Genomic DNA, 22,243 nt, shown 5'->3' with positions numbered 1-22,243 from the left:
CCGAGGAGGAGCGCCCGCCGCGCCCGCGGGACACGGTGCGGCTCCCTTCGCCCGAGCCCGAGGAACAGCCGGCCCGCCCGGACACCGCCCGGCGCCCGCAGCCGGTGATCATCCCGTGAACCGTGCCTGCCGCGGCTGCGGCGGGCACGGGGGTTGCGCTGGTGCGCGGCGGCCAGGAGCCGGAATCGTCCACCCGTGGAGAGGGGAGCGCCAGTGAGCACGCCCGATCATGAGCCGCCGTTCGAGGGAGGGTCGCAGCCCGTGCCGCACGTCAAGGACGAGGTGCCCACGGGCGGGCGGAGCGTGGGCCAGACGGTGGCGGTGGTGCTGGGCGTCCTCGCGGTGCTCGCCGCGCTGGTCTGGTTCCTGTCTCCCGTCCTGGCGGACTAGTCGGGCGGCGGGGGGCGCGTCGCCTCCACGGCCGCCCGGTACGCCTCCACCTGCCGCGCGGCCTCCGCCGCGTCCCACCCGAGCCCGGGCACCGCGGCCATCCGCGCCGCGACCTCCCCCGCCACCCGCATCCCGCCGTCGCGCGCCTCGTAGAAGAGGTGCAGCCTGCGCCGGAGCACGTCCTCCAGGGTGAGCGCCATCTCGTGCTCGACGGCGTGCGGGACCTCCGCCCACAGGTACGGCAGCTCCGGCAGGATGGGCGTGCCCAGCTCCGGCTCCGCCCGGATCGCGGCGAGCACCGCCTCCGCGTCCTCGCCGTAGGCGCGCGCCAGGTGCTCCGCGGTCGCCGCGCCGAGCCCCGCCGCCTCCGCGGCCCGGCGGAAGCCGGCCACGAACGTCTCCCATGGCTCGATGGGGGCACCGGGGAGGTGCAGCTCCGCCGTGATGGAGTCCACCGCCTCGACCTCCCCTTCCCGCCGGAGCAGCTCCACCGCGAAGTCGACGGTCTCCGCGGCCATCACGCGGTAGGTGGTCAGCTTCCCCCCGGCCACGGTCACCAGCCCGCCAGGGTCGCGCCAGATCTCGTGCTCGCGAGAGGTGGCGCTCTCCGGGACGCCCTCCCCGCCGCGCTCCGGCGCCAGCAGCGGGCGGACCCCGGTCCAGGTGCTCAGCACGTCGGCGGGGGTGAGGCGCGCCTCCGGGAAGAGGGCGTCCGCCGAGCGCAGCAGGTACTCCACGTCCGCTTCGGTCGCCTCCGCGTCGCCGGGCGAGCCGTCGAAGTCGGTGTCGGTGGTCCCGACGTAGGTGAAGGCGCCCCAGGGGAGCACGAACATGGTGCGGCCGTCCACCGGGGAGGGGAAGATCAGCGCCCCCTCGTTCCCCACCCGCTCCCGGTCCAGCACCACGTGCACCCCCTTGGTGGGGCGGAGCCGCGGCGCCGCGCCCGGGTCGGCCAGGCGGCGCAGCTCGTCGCTCCAGGGTCCGGTGGCGTTCACCACCACGTCCGCGCGCGCCTCCACCTCCTCGCCCGTGAGCGCGTCCCGCACCCGGGCGCCGCGGACCGTCCCCTCCCCGTCGCGCACGAAGCCGGTGACCGCGGCGTGCGGGACCACCGCCGCCCCCGCGTGGTGCGCGCCGCGCGCCACCGCCAGGGTGAGGCGCGCGTCGTCCACGGAGGCGTCGAAGTACTCCGCGCCCCCCACCAGCCCCTCGCGCAGCAGCTTCGGCTCCGCCGCGAGCACCGCGCGGTGGCGGAGCATGCGGTGGCGCCGCACCCCCCGGAACAGGGAGAGCAGGTCGTACAGCCACATCCCCGCCTGCAGCTTGCGGTAGGGGATGGGGCCGGACCGGTAGAGCGGGAAGAGGAAGGGGAGGGGGCGGACCAGGTGGGAGGCCAGCTCCAGCAGGCGGCGGCGCTCGGCGAGCGCCTCGAAGACCAGGCGGAAGTCGCCCGTCTCCAGGTAGCGGAGGCCGCCGTGGATGAGGCGGGACGAGCGGGAGCTGGTGCCCTCCGCGACGTCGCCGGCCTCCACCAGCGCCACCTCCAGGCCGCGCGTCGCCGCGTCCAGGGCGACGCCCGCGCCGGTGATCCCCCCGCCCACCACCAGCAGGTCGAACCGCCGGCCGCGCAGCGCCCGCAGGTGCCCCGCGCGCGCGGAGGGAGAGAACGGGGCGTCGTGGCTCATGCGCGGGGCCGCACGCAAGCGGCGGTCCCGCCGCGGGTCAGGGCACGTCGGAGAGGCCGAGCGCGCTGATGAGCGAGTTGAAGGAGACCTCGCTGTGGGTGAGCACGAACACCCCCTCGAAGGTGGTGTCGTGGAGGGCGAAGTCGGTCTCGATCACGAGCCCGTTCGCCAGGTCCCCGAGCACCTCCGCGTGCGGTCCCTCCCGGAAGTCCGGCGTGCCGATCAGCACGCTCTCCCCCAGGAAGCTCCCCAGCACTCCCACGTACGAGGCGCAGACGATGTTCCCCAGCTCCTGCAGCGTGGAGCGCTCCAGCATGCCGATCTCCGCGTTCGGGTCCGTTTCCCGGCGGAGCAGCAGGCCCACCATCCGCATCGCCGTCTTCCGCCCGATGATGAGGGTGGCGCGCTCGCCGGTGTCCGACGACTTCGCCACGACGGGGACGGAGATCAGCACCAGCCGCTCGTCCTGCGGGAGGGCGGGCTCCGCGTCGGCGGGCCGGTCCGTCCAGAGGATCCGTGGCACCGAGATCATCACCGTGACGTTGGTCATGGTGGAAAGGGCCGTCGCCGCGTGGCCCGCGCCGATGTTGACCACCTCGCGGATCGCGTCGATCTGCCTGGGATTTACGCCGCTCTGCTTCATTCGCTGCTTCCTGCGGGAGAATTGGGGGAGAAGGGGGAGGGGGTCCTACAGGCGCGGCGGAGTCACCCCCACCTGCCCCTGATACTTGCCTTTTCTGTCGCCGTAGCTCACCTCGCACACGTCCTCGGGTGTGGCCTCGAAGAAGATCACCTGGGCGATCCCCTCGTTGGCGTACACCTTGGCCGGGAGCGGCGTGGTGTTTGAGATCTCCAGCGTCACGAAGCCCTCCCACTCCGGCTCGAAGGGGGTGACGTTGGTGATGATCCCGCACCGTGCGTAGGTGCTCTTCCCGACGCAGAGCGTGAGCACGTCTCGGGGGATGCGGAAGTACTCCACCGAGCGGGCCAGCGCGAACGAGTTCGGCGGGACGATGCAGACGTCGCCCTCGAAGTGCACGAAGGAGCGGTCGTCGAACGCCTTGGGGTCCACGATCGCGTTGTTGACGTTCGTGAAGATCTTGAACTCGTGGGCCACCCGCATGTCGTAGCCGTACGACGAGACCCCGTACGAGATGGTGCCGCGCCGGACCTGCGCGTCCTCGAACGGCTCGATCATCCCCTGCTCCCGCGCCATCCGCCGGATCCAGTGGTCGGGCTTGATGCTCATGTGGAACGATTAGTGAAGCGAGACCGGAGTCGCCCGGCGCGCCCGAACGGAACCCGAACGAACGGGGCGGGTGGGACCGGGGTATGGAGGGTTGAACCGAGCCGCCAACTTACCGCAGCGAAGCGAGTCCAGCAAGGGCCGCGGGAGGCGGGAGTTCGCCTTGACACTCGCGTGGCGGGCGCCGTATCTTGACCGCCTCACAAGTGAACGTTTTCACAAGCCCGGTACGCGGACGGCGCCATGCTTCGCACGTATACGCCCATCCTGATCATGCTAGCCCTTTCGGTCGCCCAGGCGGTCGGGATGGTGGTGCTCTCGAAGGTGCTGAGCCCGGGCGGGTACACCAGGATCAAGGCCTCCCCCTACGAGTCGGGGATGGACCCGCTCGGGAGCACCCGGGAGCGGTTCTCGGTGAAGTTCTACGTGGTGGCGATCCTGTTCATCGTCTTCGACGTGGAGACCGTTTTCCTGCTCCCCTGGGCGGTGAAGATGCGCGACCTCGGCTGGGAGGGCTTCGTCCCCGCCGCGATCTTCATCTTCATCCTCACGGTGGGGCTGATCTACGAGTGGAAGAAGGGAGCCCTCGAATGGGACTGAACGACGACGAAAACGGCGGCCTCCCCGTCCAGAGCGGATCCGACGCCCCCGAGGGCGGGATCTTCTCCGGGGCGCCGAGCTTTCTCACCACCCGCGTGGACGCGGTGGTCAACTGGGCCCGCCAGAACTCCCTCTGGCCCATGCCCTTCGGGACGGCCTGCTGCGCCATCGAGATGATGGCCACCGCGGCCACCCGCTACGACCTGGCCCGCTTCGGGATGGAGCGCATGAGCTTCTCCCCGCGGCAGGCGGACCTGCTGATCTGCGCCGGGCGCGTCTCCTACAAGATGGCGCCGGTGCTGCGCCGTATCTGGGAGCAGATGCCGGAGCCCAAGTGGAGCATCTCCATGGGCGCCTGCGCCTCCACGGGCGGCGTGTTCGACGTGTACAGCATGGTGCAGGGGATCGACACCATCATCCCGGTGGACGTCTACGTCCCCGGCTGTCCGCCGCGGCCCGAGGGGCTGATGTACGGGATCCTCCTGGTCCAGGAGAAGATCCGCAACTCCTCGCCCAGCTCGCACCGCGAGTGGAACACGGTGGACGTGCTCCCGGAGGCGCGCACCGTGCTCCCGGACGAGGTGGTGGAGAACATCACTGCGCCCTTCGGCAACTCCACGCGGCAGAACCGCCCGAGCGGCCTGGTCTCGACCGGGGCGGTGGTCCGTCCCTCGGACCGCCGTCCGTAACGTCGGAAGAGCCATGGCGAACGACGCATTCAAGAAGGGGCTGGAGGGGCTGGACGCCGGCGCCGCGGGGGCTCCCCCCGAGGAGCCCGGCGTCCCGCCGCAGGCGGGCGACCTTCCCCCGCACCCCAGCGTGGACGCGCTGCGCGAGCAGTTCGGCGACGCGGTGCTGCGGCACGAGCTGGTGGCGGGGGACGAGCACATCGTCTACGTCCCGCCGCAGCGCGCCCGGGAGATCCTGGCCTGGCTCAAGGACGCCCCCGGGCACCAGTACGACTTCCTGCAGGACCTCACCGCGATCGACTGGGGGAACGGCCGCTTCATCCAGGTCGTCTACCAGCTCTGGTCCACCCGGAACAAGCTGAACCTGCGGGTCAAGGCCGAGGTCCCGCTGGAGCAGCTCGAGATCGAGAGCGTCTACCACCTCTGGCGCGCCGCCGACTGGATGGAGCGCGAGGTGTTCGACATGTTCGGCGTGGTCTTCCACGGGCACCCGGACCTGCGGCGCATCCTGATGCCGTACAACTACGCCGAGGGCCACCCGCTGCGGAAGGACTTCCCGCTGCGCGGGCGCTTCTCGCGCTCCGAGCAGACCCGGAGGGCGCTGGCCCTGAAGACCGAGGACCACTACTCGCCGCGGGAGCTGGAGATCGCGCACGCCCTCAACCAGCCGGTACCGGATCCGTTCTCCAACACGGAAGGCGCCGAGCAGCAGGGCCAGTTCGGCGGCATGGGAGGAGGAGGCTGATGGCGCTTCGCAAGGTCGTGTACAACGTCACCCGCAACCCCGAGCTGAGCGCCGGGGGGAGCCTGGTGCACGCGCCGATCATGCCCGTGGAGGGCGAGGCGGTGCAGGTGCACGAGGACATCGCGGGCGACCACATGCTCATCAACATCGGGCCGCAGCACCCCGCCACGCACGGGGTGCTCCGCCTGGTGCTGGAGCTGGACGGGGAGACGGTGGTGCGCTGCGTCCCGCACATCGGGTACCTGCACTCGTCGTTCGAGAAGCTGGGGGAGTACCGCGACTGGAACCAGGTGATCCCCCTCACCGACCGCATGGACTACCTGGCGCCGCTGATCTACAACTGCGCCTACGCCATGGCGGTCGAGAAGCTCATGGGGATCGAGGTCACCGAGCGCTGCAAGGTGGTACGCGTCATCTGCATGGAGCTGGACCGGATCTTCTCGCACCTGCTCTGGCTGGGGACCACGGCCATCGACCTGGGGGCGTTCACCGTATTCCTGTACACCTTCCAGGAGCGGGAGCGGATCTACGACCTCCACGAGTCCTTCACCGGCGCGCGGATCACCACCTCCTCCACCCGCATCGGCGGGATGATGGCGGACCTCCCCTCCGGGTGGATCGAGAAGCTGCAGGAGTTCGTGAACACCTTCCCGCGCACGCTGGAGGAGGTGGAGACGCTCCTGACCCACAACTCCATCTGGATCGGGCGGACGCAGGGGGTGGGCACCATCTCCGCCGAGGACGCGATCAACTTCGGGCTTTCGGGGCCGAACCTGCGCGCCTCGGGCGTGGACTACGACATCCGCAAGGACCGCCCGTACTACGACTACGAGACGTACGACTTCGACGTCCCCGTCGGCGAGCACGGGGACATCTACGACCGCTACCTGTGCCGGATGGAGGAGATGCGGCAGAGCCTGCGCCTCCTCCAGCAGGCCATCGACCGCCTCCCCGGCGGCCCCATCAACGTGGACGACCCGCGCGTCATCCTCCCGCCCAAGACGGCGGCGATGAACGACATGGAGTCCATGATCCACCACTTCAAGGTGGTGATGGAGGGCGTCCGCGCCCCGGTGGGCGAGTCGTGGTTCTCGGTGGAGTCCTCCAAGGGCGAGCTGGGGATGTACGTGGTCTCCGACGGCGGGGCCAAGCCGGTGCGCTGGCGCGTCCGCGGCCCGTCCTTCATCAACATCGCGGCGCTCCCGCACATGATCGAGGGGGCGCTGCTCTCCGACGTGATCGCGGTCAACGCCTCGCTCGACATCGTGCTGGGAGAGATCGATCGATGAGCGCTGCCCACGGCGGCACCGACTCGCCCCCCTCGTCCTGGCCGAAGGCCGAGCAGAACCCGGGCTTCGCGGGCGACACCGGCGAGTTCCCCGGGCTCAGCGAGGCCGAGGTCCGCGGCAACGCCTACGTGGGCGTGCGCCCGCGCGACGGCGGCCACCCCGGCGTGGCCGGGACGCTCCCGTACCAGGTGGCGGACCACGACCCTCACGCGCCGCTCTTCGCGGGCCCGTACGAGGAGCGCGTCGCGAAGATCCTGGAGCGCTACCCGGATCCCCAGGCGGCGCTCCTCCCCGTGCTGCACATGGCGCACGAGATCCGCGGCTTCCTCTCGCCCGAGACGATGGACGAGGTGGCGGCGCGGCTGGGGCTCACCCCCGCCTACGTCCGCGGGGTGGCCACCTTCTACACCATGTACAACCTGGGCCCGGTCGGGAAGTACCTGATCCAGGTGTGCACCAACATCTCCTGCAACCTGTGCGGCGGCGACGCCGTGCTGGAGGCGTTCCTGGAGGCCACCGGCACCGACATGGGCGAAACCACGCCCGACGGGCTCTACACGGTGATGGAGGTGGAGTGCCTGGGAGCCTGCGGCTTTCCGACCGCCGTGCAGATCAACGACCGCTACTTCGAGAACGTGAGGCCAGAGGACGTCCCGGCCATTCTCGAAAGACTGAAGTAGAGGCGCCATGGCATATCCGTACAGGCACCCGAGCGAGGTGCTGGTCCTCTCGAAGTACTTCGGCGACCCCGAGGCCCGCACCCTGAAGGGGTGGGAGGCGCGGGGCGGCTACCAGGCGCTCCGCAAGGCGCTGGGGATGGACCCCGCCGAGATCGTCAGTGAGATCAAGGCTTCCGGGCTGCGCGGCCGCGGCGGCGCGGGCTTCCCCACGGGGATGAAGTGGGGCTTCATGCCGCCCAAGGGCGACAAGCCGCACTTCCTGGTCTGCAACGCCGACGAGTCCGAGCCCGGCACCTTCAAGGACCGGGAGCTGATCCGCTGGACCCCGCACGCGCTGATCGAGGGGTGCCTGATCGGCGCCCACGCGATCCGCGCGGAGCACGCCTTCATCTACATCCGCGGCGAGTTCTTCGAGCCGGCGCAGATCCTGGCCCGCGCCATCGAGGAGGCGTACGAGGCCGGGTACGCCGGCCGGAACGCGATGGGGAGCGGGCTGGACATCGACATCACCCTGCACCTGGGCGCCGGCGCGTACATCTGCGGCGAGGAGACGGGACTGCTCAACTCGCTGGAGGGGCGCCGCGGCGAGCCGCGGATCAAGCCGCCCTTCCCGGCGATCGCGGGCGCCTTCCGCCTTCCCACGGCGGTCAACAACGTCGAGAGCCTGATCGCCGCCGCGCACATCGTGCAGAACGGCGCCGAGTGGTACAAGCAGTGGGGGACGGAGAAGAGCACCGGCACAAAGCTGTTCTGCGTCTCCGGGCACGTGAAGCGCCCCGGCAACTACGAGGTGCCGCTGGGCTTCAACTTCAAGGAGTTCATCTACGACGTCTGCGGCGGCACCCCCAGCGGGCGCCCCATCAAGGCGGTGATCCCCGGCGGCTCCTCGGTGCCGATGCTCACCGCGGACGAGCTGGACATCGGGATGGACTACGAGGCCATGGCCGCCGCGGGGACCATGCTGGGGTGCGGCTCGGTGATTGTCATGGACGAGACCACCGACATCGTGAAGCAGGTGCGCCGCATGGTGGACTTCTACGCCCACGAGTCGTGCGGCCAGTGCACCCCGTGCCGCGAGGGCACGGCCTGGGCCGGGAAGATCCTGCGCCGCATCGAGACCGGCCGCGGCACCGAGGACGACCTGCAGACGCTGCTGGAGATCTCGGACAACATGTCCGGGAAGACCATCTGCGTGCTCTCGGACGCCTGCGCCGCGCCGATCACCTCCTCGATCCAGAAGTTCCGGGGAGACTATCTCGCTCGAATGGCGCGGCCCGAGCCGGCGCTGGCGGGCGCGAGGTAAGGAAGAACCCAACTACGGAGGCCGAGTTGGCCGACCAGAACCAGACTACGGACACCGTCACCTGCACCATCGACGGCATCGAGATCACCGTCCCCAAGGGGACGCGGATCATCGACGCCGCCGCGCGCGTGGGCGTGAGCGTTCCCCACTACTGCTACCACCCGGGCCTCTCCGCCCCCGCCCAGTGCCGCATGTGCCTGGTGGAGGTGGAGAAGGCCCCCAAGCTGGTGCCGTCGTGCACCGCGACGGTGGCGGAAGGGAACGTGATCCACACCCAGAGCGAGAAGTCGCTCCAGGCTCGAAACGGGGTGCTGGAGTTCTACCTCGTCAACCACCCGCTCGACTGCCCGGTCTGCGACCAGGCGGGCGAGTGCAAGCTCCAGGACTACACCGCCGCCGAGGGGCGCGCCATGGGCCGCTCCAGGGAGGCCAAGCGCGTCCTGGGGCGCGACGACTTCGGCGGGGACGTGCTCTTCTACGCGGACCGCTGCGTCATGTGCACGCGCTGCGTGCGCTTCATGCGCGAGGTCGCGCAGGACGAGCGGCTCACAGTGGTGCAGCGCGGCCACCGCAACGTCATCGACACCTTCTTCGACGAGGGCCTGGAGGGGAACGTCTGGGCCGACAACGTCGTCGACATCTGCCCGGTGGGGGCGCTGGTCTCCAAGGACTTCCTCCACAAGGCGCGCGCCTGGGACCTGGACCGGGTCCCCTCCATCTGCCCCAACTGCACGCAGGGGTGCAACATCAGCCTGGAGGTCCGCGACAACCAGGCCATGCGCCTCAAGCCGCGCGACAACGAGGCGGTCAACTCGCACTGGATGTGCGACTTCGGGCGCCTCAACTACTCCTGGATCAACCGCGGCGGCCGCATCGAGGCCCCGCTGGTGCGCGAGGGCGACCGCTTCCTACCCGTCTCCTGGTCCGAGGCGCTGACCCGGCTGGTGGACGTGCTGGGCGCCGCATCCGGCGAAGCGCGGGCGGTGCTCTCGCCCTTCGTGGCGAACGAGGACATGGGCGCGCTGCGCCGGGTGATGGAGACCCGCGGCTTCGGCGGCGGCGTCTTCCGCGCGGAGCGGCGCGACGAGGTGGTCCTCCCCGGCTTCCCGACGCTGGCGCTTCGCGAGGACCGCGCGGCCAACGTGGCGGGGGCGGAGCTGTTCGGCTTCACCCGCGCGGGCGGCGCGGACGCGAAGGGGGGGCTGGAGGAGGCCGCGGCGCACGCGGGCGTCCTTTTCGTCCTGGGCGACGAGCTGGCGGACGCCCCGGCGGACTTCGGGAGCGCGGCCAGCCTCTTCGTGTACGTGGGGCACTTCCTCTCCCCGGCGGCGCGCAACGCGCACGTCGTCCTCCCGGCGACCACCTTCGCCGAGATGGAGGGGAGCTTCACGAACGTGCAGCGGCGCGTGCAGCGCTTCTGGCCGGCGATCCAGGCGCCCGGCATGGCGCGCCCGGCGTGGCAGATCCTGGGCGTGCTGCACGCCGGCCTCACCGGCGGCGAGGTCCCCGGGACCCCCGCCGAGGCGTTCGCGACCCTGGGCGGGCTGCGGGCGGAGTTCGCGGGGCTGGACTGGTCCGACCTGGGGACCCAGGGGCAGCCGCTCCCGGAGCCCCGCGCGCTGGCCGAAGCGGGCGACTGAGGCAGGGAGTATCTCTCCCCGCCGACACGAAAGGACGCAACTGCGAAGATGATCGACCAACTGCCGGTCCACGAGTTCGGCCCGCTGAGCGACACCGCGTACTTCGTCTCCGCGACGATCAAGGTGCTCGTGGTGTTCGTGGTGCTGCTGGTCACCGTGGCCATGCTCACGCTGCTGGAGCGGAAGGTCAGCGCCTGGATGCAGGACCGCCTGGGCCCCAACCGGGTCGGCCCCGGCGGGCTCCTGCAGCCCGCCGCGGACGGGGTCAAGAACATCCTCAAGGAGGAGACCAACCCGGCGGAGGCCAACCGGGTGTTCTTCACCCTGGCGCCGATGCTCTCCATCATCCCGGCGATGGTCACCTTCGCGGTGATCCCCTTCGCGGCGCCGCTCCCCACCCCGTGGGGCGTGGTGCCGATGGTGGTGGCGGACGTGCCGGTGGGGGTGCTCTTCCTGCTCGCCTTCTCCTCGCTGGGCGTGTACGGGATCGTGCTCGCCGGGTGGGCCAGCTCCAACAAGTACGCCCTGCTGGGCGGGCTGCGCGCCGGCGCGCAGATGATCTCCTACGAGATCGCGCTGGGGCTCTCGTTGCTCAGCGTGTTCTTCCTGGTGGGGAACGTCGGCCTCCCGGAGGTCGTCTGGGAGCAGCAGCGGATGAACCTCTGGTTCGCCCTCCCGCTGGCGGTGTCGTTCTTCTTCTTCTGGATCTCCGCCTTTGCGGAGACCAACCGCCTCCCCTTCGACCTCCCCGAGGCCGAGTCGGAGCTGGTGACCGGATACCACACCGAGTACTCGGCCATGAAGTTCTCCATGTTCTTCATCGCCGAGTACTCGCACGTGCTCACCGTGTCCGCGCTGATGGCGACGCTCTTCCTGGGCGGGTGGGACATCCCGGGGGGCTTCGACGACATGGTGGTGGGGCCGGCCGGCACGGTGATCGGCGCGGAGCCGGCGGTCTGGAAGACGATCGTGACGCTGCTGGCGTTCGGGTTGAAGACCTTCTTCTTCATCATGGTCTTCATGCTGGTGCGCTGGACGGTTCCGCGCTTCCGCTACGACCAGGTGATGGACCTGGGGTGGAAGATCATGCTCCCCACCGCCCTCGCCGCGGTGGTGGTGACCGCCGGGACGATCCTGGCGCTCGACGGGGCCGGCGTCGAGTACGGCCTGCTCTACGGGCTGGTGCTGACGGCGGTGAACGTGGTGATGCTCTTCGGGATCCTGTGGCTCATGGACCGGGGGCACGCCGTGGCCGGCAGCGGGCCGCGCGAGCGGCACCGCCTGCCGCGCGAGGCGGCCCGCCGCCGCGCCGTCCCGGTTCCGCAACAGACCGCATAGGGATTGAGATAGATGGCAGCCAACGTCCGCGTGATGAAGCGCCCGGCAGCGAAGAAGTCTTCGTACATCCGGGCCACGCTGAAGGGGATGGCGCTCACCTTCCGGCACATGGCCAAGGCGGCCGGCGACCGGAGCGAGGCGACCATCCAGTACCCCGAGCAGAAGAAGGACATCTCGCCGCGGTGGCGCGGGACGCACGTGATGGAGACGCACGAGGACGGACGCCCCAAGTGCGTGGCGTGCGGCCTGTGCCCCACCGTCTGCCCGTCCAACTGCATCCGGCTGGTGCCGGGCGAGGACGACCAGGGGAACCGCTACCCGATCGTCTACGAGATCGACGAGTTCCGCTGCATCTTCTGCGGGATGTGCCAGGAGGTATGCCCGGTGGAGGCGATCCACGTGGGCCAGCACTACGAGAACGGGGAGTACACGCGCGAGCGGTTCGTGTACGACCTGGACCGGCTGATGAAGCAGCCGCACCCGTCCACGCTGCTCTGGGATCCGTCGGACCCGGCGGGGGAGTAGGCGTTTTCGGCCGGGGATTCGCCCAAACCATTCCGTTGAGGATGATCCAAGCACTGTTCTGGTTCTTCGCCGTCCTGGCGGCGAGCTCCGCGCTGCTGACGGTGACGCGGAAGAGCCCGGTGGCCAGCGCGCTCTGGCTGATCGGCACCTTCTTCTCGCTCGCGGCCATCTACACCCTGCTGGGGGCCTTCTTCATCGGGATCATCCAGATCCTGGTGTACGCGGGCGCCATCATGGTGCTCTTCCTCTTCGTGATCATGCTCCTCAACCTGGGGAACACGTACGAGGCGGACGTCCGCGGGCACGCCTGGAAGGCGCTGGCCGGCGGCAGCGCGCTGGTGATGCTCGCGCTCCTCGCCCGCATGTTCGCGTCCGACCACACGGCGCCGCTCGGCGCCACCGACGGGCCCGCCGAGTTCGCTGCGGAGGTGGCGGAGCACGGGATCGTGGGCATAATCGCGATCCCGATGTACGGCGAGTACATGGTGCTCCTGCAGGCCACCGCGATCCTCCTCCTGATCGCCGTGGTCGGCGCGGTCGTCCTCGCCAAGCGCAGCGTGTAAGGAGATCCCGTGACCGAGATTCCGCTGAGCTGGACCCTCGCGCTGAGCGCCATCCTGTTCTCCGTGGGGACCTTCGGGGTGGTGATCCGCCGCAACGCGATCATCCTCTTCATGTGCGTGGAGCTGATGCTCAACGCGGTGAACCTGGCCTTCGTGGGGCTCGCCCCGTACGCGGGGATCCAGGGGCACGTCTTCGTGTTCTTCGTGATCGCCGTGGCGGCCGCCGAGGCCGCGGTGGGGCTGGCGATCATCATCTCCGTCTTCCGGCACTCGGAGTCGGTGGACATCAAGAACTTCCGACTTCTCCGCTGGTAGAGGCCACGTGACGCTCCTATTCCAAGAGGCCGCCCACGCGGCCGCGGAGGCCGGGCACGCCGCCTTCCACCCGGTGGCGCCCTGGCTGATCCTCATCCTCCCGCTGCTCGGGTTCGTCATCAACGGGCTCGCGTCCGTGATGGCGGCGCGGCGCGCGCTCCCGAAGCTGCCGCCCGTGGGCGACCCGCACTGGGACTCGCACCACGCGCCCAGCGAGCAGGAGGGGATGGACCACGGGACGGACCCGCACCCGGTGGACGCCGCCGCGGCGGACCACGCGCACGACTCCCACGACGACGCGCACGACGCCCACGACCATCCGGCGGGGCCCAAGCCGTGGACGCACGTTCTCCCGTCGTTCGTGGCGCCGGGGGTGCTGATCGCCGCCTTCGCGGTGGCGGTCGCCAACTACCTGGCCATGCTCGGGACCGACGAGCACGGCCGCGTGGCGGTGGAGCGCTACTTCAGCTGGATGCCGGTGGGCGACCTGCAGATCGACGCGGCGCTCCACCTGGACCCGCTCTCCATGCTGATGACGCTGATCATCACGGGCGTGGGGTCGCTGATCCACGTCTTCTCCATCGGCTACATGAAGGAGGACCCCGGGTACCCGCGCTACATGGCGTACCTGAACCTCTTCGTCTTCTTCATGCTGGTGCTGGTGCTGGGCGCCTCCTACCCGCTGATGTTCGTGGGGTGGGAGGGGGTGGGGCTCTGCTCCTACCTGCTGATCGGCTTCTGGTTCACCGAGAAGGCGAACGCGGACGCGGGGAAGAAGGCGTTCATCGTGAACCGGATCGGGGACTTCGGGTTCCTGATCGCCATGTTCCTCCTCTTCGCCAACCTGGGGACGCTGAACTTCGTCGAGGTGGCGGAGCGCGCCCCGGTCGCGCTCGCCTACGGCGGCGCGGTGGTGACGGCGATCGCGCTCTTCTTCTTCCTGGGCGCGGCGGGGAAGAGCGCGCAGCTCCCGCTCTACGTCTGGCTCCCGGACGCCATGGCCGGCCCCACGCCGGTGTCGGCGCTGATCCACGCGGCCACCATGGTCACGGCGGGCGTGTACCTGGTCGTCCGCTCCTCCGTGATCTTCACGATGGCGCCGACGGCGTCGCTGGTGGTGGCGCTGGTGGGCGCGCTCACGGCCCTCTTCGCGGCAACCATCGGCCTGAAGCAGTGGGACATCAAGAAGGTGCTGGCGTACTCCACGGTGTCGCAGCTCGGCTTCATGTTCGCGGCGGTGGGGATGGGGGCGTACGTGGCCGGCGTGTTCCACCTGATGACCCACGCCTTCTTCAAGGCCTGCCTCTTCCTGGGCTCGGGCGCGGTGATCCACTCCATGCACCACGCCCTGCACGCCACGCACAACCCCGCCGACGCGCAGGACATGCGCAACATGGGCGGGCTGAAGAAGTACCTCCCCGTCACCTTCGCCACGATGGCGATCGCGACGCTCGCCATCGCGGGGGTGCCGCCCTTCTCCGGGTTCTTCTCCAAGGACGAGATCATCGGTGCCGCGTGGATCGGCGCGGAGGGCGCTCTCCCGCTCGCATCAGGGCTGGAACGGGTAGGGATCAACCCCACGCCCTGGTTCTGGATGATCGGGGTGGTGCTTTCCATCACCGCGCTCATCACGGCCTTCTACATGGGCCGCATGATGATCTACACCTTCTTCGGCGAGAACCGGACGGGCGAGACGGAGCGGAGGCACCTGCACGAGGGGAGCTGGACGCTCACCCTCCCGCTGATCGTGCTGGCCTTCCTCTCCTTCGCGGGCGGCTTCCTGAACGTGGAGGAGCACGTCCCCGTGGTGGAGTGGTTCGACTTCGGGCAGGGGGCGGCGCTGCACCACTGGCTGCACCCGGTGATCGCGGGCTCGGAGGACGTGGTCCGCGCCAACCTGGGCGAGATCGCGGAGCCGCACCACGCCGCGTGGCCCATCATCCTCGCCATCGTGATCGGGCTCGGGGGGCTGGCGCTCGCCTGGGTGATGCTGTCGGGGCGGAAGCTCCGCACCGCGGCCGAGGAGCCGGCGTACCGCAACGACCCGGAGCGGGTGCTCTACAACAAGTACTACGTCGACGAGCTGTACGACGCGATCGTGGTGCGCCCGGTGTACGCGCTGTCGCGGCTGCAGGCCGGCTTCGACCGCTACGTGGTGGACGGCCTGGTGGACTTCTTCGGGCGGCTGGCGCAGGGGCTGGGAATGCTGGCCGGGCGACTCCAGACGGGGCTGCTCAACACCTACGCCTTCGTGATCATCGTCGGGGTGCTGGTGGTCCTCGGCTCCTTCGTGGCACTCTGACGGCAACGGGACGGAAATGGAATCCTTCTACAACGGCTCCGGGATCCTGACCTTCCTGATCTTCTTCCCGCTCGTGGGCGCGGTCGCCGTGTACCTGGCGGGCGACCGCCGAGCGCGGGAGGTGGCGCTCGGGGTGGGAATGGTCGAGTTCCTGGTCTCGCTCCCGCTCTTCTGGACCTTCGACGCCACGGGGGGGTGCGTGCAGCCTACCTTCCGCGGCGGGGTGATGGAGCTGGTGCCGGCGGCGATGCGCAACTGCGCCGCGGTGCCGTGGATCCCCGAGTGGGGGATCTTCTACCGGCTGGGGATGGACGGGATCTCGCTCTTCATGGTCCTGCTCACCACACTGCTCCTGCCGCTGATGGTGCTGGGCTCATGGAGCTACATCCGCGAGCGGCAGCGCTGGTACTACGCCATGCTCCTGGCGCTCACCACCGGCGTGGTGGGGGTGTTCGTGGCGCTGGACATGTTCCTGTTCTACGTGTTCTGGGAGATCGTGCTGATCCCGATGTACTTCCTGATCGGGATCTGGGGCGGCAAGGAGCGCGTGTACGCGGCGGTGAAGTTCTTCCTGTACACGGCGTTCGGGTCGCTCCTGATGCTGGTGGCGATCCTGTACATGTTCTTCAAGGCGCAGGCGGTCTTCGGGACGCCCACCTTCTCGTACTTCGACTTCCAGCAGCTCGCCGGGCTCCTGACCCTGCGGGAGCAGGGGCTGCTCTTCCTGGCGTTCGCGCTGGCGTTCGCGATCAAGGTGCCGGTCTTCCCCTTCCACACCTGGCTCCCGCACGCGCACGTGCAGGCGCCCACCGCCGGCTCGGTGATCCTGGCCGGGGTGCTCCTGAAGATGGGGACGTACGGCTTCATCCGCTTCGCCCTCCCGCTCTTCCCGCTGGCCGCGGCGAGCGACACGGCCATCGGCATCGCCCTGGTCCTGGCGGTGGTGGGAATCATCTACGCGGCCATGGTCGCGGCGGTGCAGCCCAACGCGAAGAAGCTGGTGGCGTACACCTCAGTGGCGCACCTCGGCTTCGTGATCCTGGGGATCTACGCCTTCAACCTGCAGGGGATCCAGGGCGCACTCCTGGTGATGATCGGGCACGGGCTCTCCACCCCCATGCTCTTCTTCCTGCTGGGGATGCTGTACGAGCGCCGGCACTCGTACGAGATCGAGGACTTCGGCGGGCTGGCCGCCTCCATCCCGGTCTTCGCCGGGATGCTGGTGTTCGCCGCCATGGCCACGGTGGGGCTCCCTGGGACGAGCGGCTTCGTCTCGGAGTTCCTGGTCCTGCTGGGGGCTTTCCGGGCGCACCCGTACGCGGCGCTGATCGCCGCGACCGGGGTGATCTTCGCCGCGTTCTACATGCTGCCCATGGTGCAGCGCACCATCTTCAACGCGCTGAACCGCCCCGCCAACCGGACGGTTCCGGACCTGAACGCCCGGGAGATTCTGCTGCTGGCGCCGCTGGTGGCGCTGATCCTCTGGATCGGCGTCTACCCCGCGCCGTTCCTGGACCGGATGGCACCCGCCGCGGAGCGGCTGGCGAGCACGATGGAGTCCGCCCGCGCGGCCTACGCTTCCCTCCCCCCCTCCGCGGGGGAGGTGGCGGTGACGGCCCGCTGATCCCGTAGCCGGACCTGACCAACATGCTACTCGACCTTACGCGGCAGTCCGACTACTTCTGGGCGCTCCTCCCGGAGATCGTGCTCTCCCTCTGGGCGATGCTCGTGCTCCTGGTCGACGTTTTCCAGAAGGGGAACCGCTCGGAGCCCTCGCGGCCCATCATTCCCTGGCTGGCGCTCGCGGGCCTGGTGCTCGCCGCGGTGGCGAACGCCTACCTCCTGCGCTTCGGGGAGGCGGCCCCCGTGGGCCTCGTCTTCGTGGACTCGTTCCGCGTCTTCGCCAACTTCATCTTCCTCCTGGCCGGGGCGATGGCGCTCTTCGTGTCCATGGGGTACCTGGACCGGAAGGGGATCAACCGCGGCGAGTTCCACGTGCTGGTGCTCTTCGCGGTGGTCGGGATGATGCTGATGGCCGCCTCGCGCGACCTGATGATGATGTTCGTGTCGCTGGAGGTGATGTCGGTCGCCATCTACGTCCTGGTGGGCTTCGACCGGATGGACCCGCGCTCCACCGAGGGGGCGCTCAAGTACTTCCTCCTGGGGGCCTTCTCCAGCGCCTTCTTCCTGTACGGGATCGCGCTGACCTTCGGTGCGACCGGCACCACCAGCCTGTCGCTGATCGGGCCGCAGGTGGGCGCGGCGCTGGCCGGCGGCAACTTGATGCTCCTGGCCGGGGCGGCGCTGCTCATGGTGGGGCTGGGCTTCAAGGTGGCGGCGGTGCCCTTCCACGTGTGGACCCCGGACGCGTACGACGGCGCCCCCACGCCGGTGACGGCGCTGATGGCGACCGGGGTGAAGGCGGCGGCCTTCGCGGCGTTCATCCGCGTCTTCGGCGTGGCGTTCGCCGGGATGTACGAGGTGTGGGCGCAGATCGGCTTCTGGCTGGCGGCGCTCACCATGGTCGTTGCGAACCTGATCGCGCTGACGCAGGGGAGCCTGAAGCGGATGCTGGCCTACTCGTCCATCGCGCACGCGGGCTACCTCCTGGTGGCGCTGCTGTCGGCGGGGTCGGGCGGGGCGGCGGCCTTCCTCTTCTACCTGCTGGTGTACACGCTGATGACCGCCGGCGCCTTCGGGGTGCTGATCGCCAACGCGCGCGGCGACTCGGAGCGGCTCACGCTGGAGGACTACGCCGGGTTCGGGTGGCGCCATCCGCTCCTGGGCGCCGCCTTCGCGATCTTCCTCCTGTCGCTGGCCGGCTTCCCGCTCACCGGCGGGTTCATCGGCAAGCTGTACATCCTGCGCTCGGCGCTTGAAGCGGGGCTGCAGCCGCTGGCGGTCATCCTGGTGCTCGCGTCGCTGGTGTCGTACTTCTACTACCTGCGCGTGATCGTGGTGATGTACATGCAGCCCTCCCGCGAGACGGGGGAGGTGGTGCCGCTGGGCGTCCCCACGTCGGTGCGCTTCGCCATCGGCGCGGCGGCGGCGGCGGTCCTCCTCCTCTTCTTCATCCCGGACGGGTTCGGCGGCGACACGCGCGGGCCCATCAGCTGGGCGCGGGAGAGCGCGGCGTCGCTGGTGCCCGGCCCACCGGTGGGGCTCTTCGGGGCCAACCGGTAGCCGCTCCGGGGAGCGACGGCCGCGGGGGAGGGTCCGGTCCGGTGGGCCGGGCCCTCCTCGTTGCATGAGGCTTGCGTGCAGGTGGGTGGAATTCGGAAAGGCGATCGGAGAAAGGCGAGCCATGAAGCGTGACCGCGAAGGGGAGCCGCGCCGGGCGAAGGGGCGCGGCAGGGACGGGAAGCAGGAGAAGGAGCCGGAGCGGAAGCTCCTGGGCCGGGCGGGGAAGGCCGCCGCGGGGCTGACCGCGGCGGCGGCTGCCGCGTACGGGGTGTACCTGCTGGGGAGCTCGCGGACCCGGAGGCGCCCGGTGACGGAGCTCGCCAACGCGCTCGGCCTGCGGCTGGACTACGTGCCGTGGCAGGAGGGCTTCCACTACGCGTACTACTCGCGGCGGGGGCGCGGGCGTCCCGTCGTCTTCCTGCACTCGATCAACGCGGTGGCTTCGGCGCACGAGATGCGTCCGCTGGTGCAGCGCTTCGCCCGGGAGAGCGAGCGGCCCATCCTGGCCCTGGAGTGGCTGGGGTTCGGGCACAGCGACCGCCCGGAGGTGGAGTACCGGCCCGAGCTGCTGGAGGACCAGCTCGAGCACTGGCTCGACCGGGTGGTGCAGCCACGCGGCGGGGTCGACGTGGTGGCCTTCTCGCTGGGCGCCGCCTACGCGGCCGAGGTGGCGCGGCGGCGCCCGGACCTGGTGCACTCGCTGGCCGCCATCGAGCCGGTGGGGCTGGGGGAGGATCCCACCGAGCTGCCGCGGATCTGGTCGCGGCTCCTTTTCACCCTCCCGGGGGTGCAGCGCGCCTTCTACGACCGCCTGACCACCCCCGAGGCGCTCTACCGCTTCGCGCGCAACGAGCTGTTCAGCCCCGAGTTCGGGGTCCCGGAGGAGTACGTGGAGTACGGCGCCGAGACCGCCCGGGCTGAGGGTGCGTCGCGCCCCCTGGACGACTTCCTGAGCGGGCGCCTCTTCCCGGACTACGCGCGGGAGTCGTTCCGCCGGCTCCGCCAGCCGCTGCTGGTGCTGTACGGGACGGTGGAGGACCGCCGCATGGAGTCCTACACCGCGCTCCCGGAGCTGGAGGCGCGCCCCAACGTGGAGGTCGTCCCGCTCCCCACCGGCGCCCTTCCGCACTGGGAGCGCCCGGGCGACGTCTTCGAGCGGATCCACGAGTTCTTCGCGCGGGCGCAGGAGGAAGCGGTCCCCACCGTCTGACTGCGCCGGGTGGGGGCGCCGCTTCCCTGCGGACGCCCCCGTCCGTGCCGTATTCCCGTTCCCGGAGACAACGTGATGAAAGCCACTCCCGCCCGCCTCGCGCTTCTCCTCGTCCTTCCGTGCGTCCTGCTCGCGGCCGGGTGCGGCCGGGGCGGCGAGGGAGACGCCGCAGCGGACGCCGCCGCGGTCGACACCACCAACCCGGGTGCGCTCGACGGCCTTTCCGCCGAGCAGATCGAGGCCCGGGCCCAGCCGCTCACTCCCGAGGAAGCGGCTCGGCTCGGGATGATCGTGGACACCTCGATCCACCTGGAGAGCATGCAGAGCCCGGAGGACAGCGCCCTCGCGGACCGGGTGGAGCGGTCGCGGCGGGAGGCCGCGGCCGCCCCGGACACCACGGCCGCCCCGCCTCCGGAGTGAGCGGGCGCGGCGGGCCGCTCGGTGGCGCCGTTGCTGGACACGCAGGGGGCGGCGCGCTATTATCCCGCCGCCCAGGAGCCGCCAGGCGGCTCACGCACCACCCTGAGCGAAGGAGATGCGCGTGAAGAGCATCGTTTGCGTGAAGCGCGTCCCGGACACCGAGGCGCGCCTTCGCATTGCCGGTGACGGAGCGTCGATCGAGACCGGGGGCGTCAAGTTCGTCCTGAACCCGTACGACGAGTTCGCCGTGGAGGCCGCGCTCAAGCACAAGGAAGCGGCCGGGAGCGGCGAGGTGACGGTGATCACCGCCGGGGGCGCGGAGAGCGCCGAGACGCTGCGCACGGCCCTGGCGATGGGCGCCGACTCCGCCGTACTCCTCAAGACGGACCGCCCGGTGGAGGGCCTGGCCGCCGCGCGTGTCCTGGCCGAGGAGGTGAAGGGGCGCGAGTACGACCTGCTCCTCTTCGGGCTGCGCGCCGTGGACGACGACCTCCAGGCGGTGGGCCCCATGACCGCGGAGCTGCTGGGGATCCCGGTGGCGAGCGCGGTGACGGAGTTCTCGGTGGAGGGCGGCAAGGTCACCGCGCAGCGCGAGATCGAGGGCGGCGTGGAGGTGGTGGAGCTGAAGCTCCCCTGCGCCATCACCCTCACCAAGGGCGCCTACGAGCCCCGCTACGCCTCTCTGAAGGGGATCATGGCGGCCAAGAAGAAGCCGCTGGAGGAGAAGCCCGCCACGGCGTCCGAGGGCGCCCCGGCGCAGAAGCTCTCCTACCCGGCCGAGCGCCAGGCCGGCCGCATCGTGGGGCAAGGGGCGGACGCGGTGCCGGAGCTGGTGCGGCTCCTCCGCGAGGAAGCCAAGGTCCTCTGAACTCCGAATCCGCTACCGACAGGAGTCACATACATGGCAGGCATTTTCGCGTTCGCGGAGTCGCGCGACGGCGAGCTTCGCAAGGTCGCGCATGAGGTGGTGACCGCGGCCCGCACCCTGGCCGACGCGCTGGGGACCGAGGTCCACGCGGTGGTCCTGGGCGGCGAGGGGACCGGCGCCGCGGCGGGCGAGCTGGGACGCTTCGGTGCGGACCGGGTGTTCGTCGGGGAGACGGCGGCCTTCGACAAGTACTCCCCCGAGGGGTTCACGACGGTGATCGCGAACTTCATCAAGGAGCACGGGTGCGACGCCGCGCTCTTCCCGGCCACCTCGCTGGGGCGCGACCTGGCCCCGCGCGTGGCCGCACGGCTGGGGACCGACTACCTGAGCGAAGCCACCGGCCTGGCCGCCGAGGGCGGGCAGGTGTCGGTCACCCGCCCGATGTATGCCGGCAAGCTGAGCGCCCAGGCGACGCTCGCCGGGAAGCCGGCGGTGGTGTCGGTGCGCCCCAACACCTTCACGCCCCAGGAGAACCCGAAGGGCGGCGAGGTGCAGAAGCTGGACGTGTCGCTGGACGGCGCCGACTTCGGGGCAGTGGTGCGTGAGATCCGCGCCGCGGCCGGCGGCACGCTGGACGTGGCCGAGGCGCCGGTGATCGTGTCCGGCGGGCGCGGGCTGGGGAGCCCCGACAACTTCAAGCTGATCGAGGATCTCGCCGCCGCCTTCAACGGCAAGGCCGCCGTCGGCGCCTCGCGCGCGGTGGTGGACGCCGGGTGGCGCCCGCACGCCGAGCAGGTGGGGCAGACGGGGAAGACGGTCGCCCCGACCCTGTACTTCGCCGTGGGGATCTCCGGCGCGATCCAGCACCTGGCCGGCATGCGCTCGTCGCGCTACATCGTCGCCATCAACAAGGACCCCGAGGCGCCTATCTTCAAGGTGGCCGACTACGGGATCGTGGGCGACCTGTTCGAGATCGTCCCGCGCCTGGCGGAGGAGATCCGGAAGGTCGCTCACTGACCTTTCGCGGGTCTCCCGCCTGGACCGGTTTCGAGGCCCCGGGGCGATGTGCTCCGGGGCTTTCTCGTGTTGCGGTCGGGGGTGGGGGTGATCTCCGGAAAAAGCCAAACTCGCTGCGCTCGGACACAAGGCTTTTTCCTCCGACCACCCCCACCCCCTCCCTGCGACCATCTCCGCGACGGTGCCGATCTGCAGTCGCCGTGCTCCCCTCCCCCTTGCGGGGAGGGGCCGGGGG

Annotated in this window: 22 protein-coding genes; 19 read left to right on the top strand and 3 right to left on the bottom strand. The window is 70.3% G+C overall.

Annotated features, from left to right (window positions below):
• Positions 1-213 precede the first annotated feature (213 nt).
• Positions 214-390: a hypothetical protein gene (locus tag VGR37_12690; protein HEV2148254.1), complete on the top strand. Its 177-nt coding sequence runs from the start codon at positions 214-216 to the stop codon at positions 388-390.
• Here the strand turns inward: VGR37_12690 and VGR37_12685 are convergent.
• Genes VGR37_12685 through dcd form a run of 3 tightly spaced genes read right to left on the bottom strand, consistent with a single transcriptional unit; the run spans position 387 to position 3,324 of the window.
• Entirely contained in the window at positions 387-2,075 is a 1,689-nt protein-coding gene (locus VGR37_12685) for a glycerol-3-phosphate dehydrogenase/oxidase (protein ID HEV2148253.1), read from the bottom strand. The two genes, VGR37_12690 and VGR37_12685, sit on opposite strands and share 4 nt — an antisense overlap.
• A gap of 37 nt (positions 2,076-2,112) precedes the next feature.
• Complete coding sequence (locus VGR37_12680) at positions 2,113-2,718, bottom strand: chemotaxis protein CheC (GenBank protein ID HEV2148252.1); 606 nt, start codon at positions 2,716-2,718, stop codon at positions 2,113-2,115.
• Positions 2,719-2,763: 45 nt separating this feature from the next.
• Complete coding sequence (gene dcd, locus VGR37_12675) at positions 2,764-3,324, bottom strand: dCTP deaminase (protein ID HEV2148251.1); 561 nt, start codon at positions 3,322-3,324, stop codon at positions 2,764-2,766.
• 240 nt (positions 3,325-3,564) lie between these two features.
• Here dcd and ndhC point away from each other — a divergent pair, with 240 nt between their 5' ends.
• The 18 genes from ndhC (at position 3,565) to VGR37_12585 (ending at position 22,008) form a co-directional block, all read left to right on the top strand.
• Positions 3,565-3,921, top strand: a complete 357-nt coding sequence (ndhC, locus tag VGR37_12670; GenBank protein HEV2148250.1) for an NADH-quinone oxidoreductase subunit A — start codon at positions 3,565-3,567, stop codon at positions 3,919-3,921.
• Positions 3,912-4,610 (top strand): NADH-quinone oxidoreductase subunit NuoB, encoded by a 699-nt coding sequence (gene nuoB, locus VGR37_12665; GenBank protein HEV2148249.1) that lies wholly within the window; start codon positions 3,912-3,914, stop codon positions 4,608-4,610. Before ndhC ends, nuoB begins: the two co-directional genes overlap by 10 nt.
• A 13-nt stretch (positions 4,611-4,623) precedes the next feature.
• The gene (locus tag VGR37_12660) at positions 4,624-5,355 is read left to right on the top strand and encodes an NADH-quinone oxidoreductase subunit C (protein ID HEV2148248.1); all 732 of its coding nucleotides are present in this window, start codon (positions 4,624-4,626) and stop codon (positions 5,353-5,355) included.
• Positions 5,355-6,644 carry an NADH dehydrogenase (quinone) subunit D gene (gene nuoD / locus VGR37_12655; protein HEV2148247.1) on the top strand — a complete coding sequence of 430 codons (1,290 nt, stop codon included), beginning with the start codon at positions 5,355-5,357 and terminating at the stop codon, positions 6,642-6,644. Before VGR37_12660 ends, nuoD begins: the two co-directional genes overlap by 1 nt.
• Positions 6,641-7,324, top strand: a complete 684-nt coding sequence (locus VGR37_12650; GenBank protein ID HEV2148246.1) for an NAD(P)H-dependent oxidoreductase subunit E — start codon at positions 6,641-6,643, stop codon at positions 7,322-7,324. The genes nuoD and VGR37_12650 overlap by 4 nt, the downstream gene beginning before the upstream one ends.
• A 7-nt stretch (positions 7,325-7,331) precedes the next feature.
• Positions 7,332-8,627, top strand: coding sequence for an NADH-quinone oxidoreductase subunit NuoF (gene nuoF, locus VGR37_12645; protein ID HEV2148245.1), 1,296 nt, complete (start codon positions 7,332-7,334; stop codon positions 8,625-8,627).
• 26 nt (positions 8,628-8,653) lie between these two features.
• Complete coding sequence (locus VGR37_12640) at positions 8,654-10,267, top strand: molybdopterin-dependent oxidoreductase (protein HEV2148244.1); 1,614 nt, start codon at positions 8,654-8,656, stop codon at positions 10,265-10,267.
• A 48-nt stretch (positions 10,268-10,315) separates the two neighbouring features.
• Positions 10,316-11,605 carry an NADH-quinone oxidoreductase subunit NuoH gene (gene nuoH / locus VGR37_12635; GenBank protein HEV2148243.1) on the top strand — a complete coding sequence of 430 codons (1,290 nt, stop codon included), beginning with the start codon at positions 10,316-10,318 and terminating at the stop codon, positions 11,603-11,605.
• Between the two features lie 12 nt (positions 11,606-11,617).
• Positions 11,618-12,130: an NADH-quinone oxidoreductase subunit I gene (locus VGR37_12630; protein HEV2148242.1), complete on the top strand. Its 513-nt coding sequence runs from the start codon at positions 11,618-11,620 to the stop codon at positions 12,128-12,130.
• A 41-nt stretch (positions 12,131-12,171) separates the two neighbouring features.
• Positions 12,172-12,693 carry an NADH-quinone oxidoreductase subunit J gene (locus VGR37_12625; protein HEV2148241.1) on the top strand — a complete coding sequence of 174 codons (522 nt, stop codon included), beginning with the start codon at positions 12,172-12,174 and terminating at the stop codon, positions 12,691-12,693.
• Between the two features lie 9 nt (positions 12,694-12,702).
• Complete coding sequence (nuoK, locus tag VGR37_12620; GenBank protein ID HEV2148240.1) at positions 12,703-13,008, top strand: NADH-quinone oxidoreductase subunit NuoK; 306 nt, start codon at positions 12,703-12,705, stop codon at positions 13,006-13,008.
• 7 nt (positions 13,009-13,015) lie between these two features.
• Positions 13,016-15,310, top strand: a complete 2,295-nt coding sequence (gene nuoL / locus VGR37_12615; protein ID HEV2148239.1) for an NADH-quinone oxidoreductase subunit L — start codon at positions 13,016-13,018, stop codon at positions 15,308-15,310.
• 16 nt (positions 15,311-15,326) lie between these two features.
• Positions 15,327-16,934, top strand: a complete 1,608-nt coding sequence (locus VGR37_12610) for an NADH-quinone oxidoreductase subunit M (protein HEV2148238.1) — start codon at positions 15,327-15,329, stop codon at positions 16,932-16,934.
• Between the two features lie 23 nt (positions 16,935-16,957).
• Entirely contained in the window at positions 16,958-18,493 is a 1,536-nt protein-coding gene (locus VGR37_12605; protein ID HEV2148237.1) for an NADH-quinone oxidoreductase subunit N, read from the top strand.
• 121 nt (positions 18,494-18,614) lie between these two features.
• On the top strand, positions 18,615-19,703 hold the full coding sequence (locus tag VGR37_12600) for an alpha/beta hydrolase (protein ID HEV2148236.1): 1,089 nt from the start codon (positions 18,615-18,617) through the stop codon (positions 19,701-19,703).
• A gap of 75 nt (positions 19,704-19,778) precedes the next feature.
• Positions 19,779-20,123, top strand: coding sequence for a hypothetical protein (locus tag VGR37_12595; GenBank protein ID HEV2148235.1), 345 nt, complete (start codon positions 19,779-19,781; stop codon positions 20,121-20,123).
• A 121-nt stretch (positions 20,124-20,244) separates the two neighbouring features.
• On the top strand, positions 20,245-20,991 hold the full coding sequence (locus VGR37_12590) for an electron transfer flavoprotein subunit beta/FixA family protein (protein HEV2148234.1): 747 nt from the start codon (positions 20,245-20,247) through the stop codon (positions 20,989-20,991).
• 33 nt (positions 20,992-21,024) lie between these two features.
• Complete coding sequence (locus VGR37_12585; GenBank protein HEV2148233.1) at positions 21,025-22,008, top strand: electron transfer flavoprotein subunit alpha/FixB family protein; 984 nt, start codon at positions 21,025-21,027, stop codon at positions 22,006-22,008.
• Positions 22,009-22,243 lie beyond the last annotated feature (235 nt).

This window comes from Longimicrobiaceae bacterium (genome assembly GCA_035936415.1).
In the GTDB taxonomy this organism is placed as follows: domain Bacteria; phylum Gemmatimonadota; class Gemmatimonadetes; order Longimicrobiales; family Longimicrobiaceae; genus JAFAYN01.
Note: the sequence above shows the minus strand (reverse complement) of the source record. Positions and strands in the feature narration are given on the sequence as shown.

Coding starts and splice junctions, on each gene's coding strand:
- VGR37_12600 (HEV2148236.1), top strand. CDS start 18,615: ATGAAGCGTGACCGCGAAGGGGAGCCGCGCCGGGCGAAGGGGCGCGGC.
- nuoH (HEV2148243.1), top strand. CDS start 10,316: ATGATCGACCAACTGCCGGTCCACGAGTTCGGCCCGCTGAGCGACACC.
- VGR37_12680 (HEV2148252.1), bottom strand. CDS start 2,718: ATGAAGCAGAGCGGCGTAAATCCCAGGCAGATCGACGCGATCCGCGAG.
- ndhC (HEV2148250.1), top strand. CDS start 3,565: ATGCTTCGCACGTATACGCCCATCCTGATCATGCTAGCCCTTTCGGTC.
- nuoB (HEV2148249.1), top strand. CDS start 3,912: ATGGGACTGAACGACGACGAAAACGGCGGCCTCCCCGTCCAGAGCGGA.
- nuoD (HEV2148247.1), top strand. CDS start 5,355: ATGGCGCTTCGCAAGGTCGTGTACAACGTCACCCGCAACCCCGAGCTG.
- VGR37_12595 (HEV2148235.1), top strand. CDS start 19,779: ATGAAAGCCACTCCCGCCCGCCTCGCGCTTCTCCTCGTCCTTCCGTGC.
- VGR37_12650 (HEV2148246.1), top strand. CDS start 6,641: ATGAGCGCTGCCCACGGCGGCACCGACTCGCCCCCCTCGTCCTGGCCG.
- dcd (HEV2148251.1), bottom strand. CDS start 3,324: ATGAGCATCAAGCCCGACCACTGGATCCGGCGGATGGCGCGGGAGCAG.
- VGR37_12660 (HEV2148248.1), top strand. CDS start 4,624: ATGGCGAACGACGCATTCAAGAAGGGGCTGGAGGGGCTGGACGCCGGC.
- VGR37_12625 (HEV2148241.1), top strand. CDS start 12,172: ATGATCCAAGCACTGTTCTGGTTCTTCGCCGTCCTGGCGGCGAGCTCC.
- nuoF (HEV2148245.1), top strand. CDS start 7,332: ATGGCATATCCGTACAGGCACCCGAGCGAGGTGCTGGTCCTCTCGAAG.
- VGR37_12630 (HEV2148242.1), top strand. CDS start 11,618: ATGGCAGCCAACGTCCGCGTGATGAAGCGCCCGGCAGCGAAGAAGTCT.
- VGR37_12685 (HEV2148253.1), bottom strand. CDS start 2,075: ATGAGCCACGACGCCCCGTTCTCTCCCTCCGCGCGCGCGGGGCACCTG.
- VGR37_12610 (HEV2148238.1), top strand. CDS start 15,327: ATGGAATCCTTCTACAACGGCTCCGGGATCCTGACCTTCCTGATCTTC.
- VGR37_12605 (HEV2148237.1), top strand. CDS start 16,958: ATGCTACTCGACCTTACGCGGCAGTCCGACTACTTCTGGGCGCTCCTC.
- VGR37_12585 (HEV2148233.1), top strand. CDS start 21,025: ATGGCAGGCATTTTCGCGTTCGCGGAGTCGCGCGACGGCGAGCTTCGC.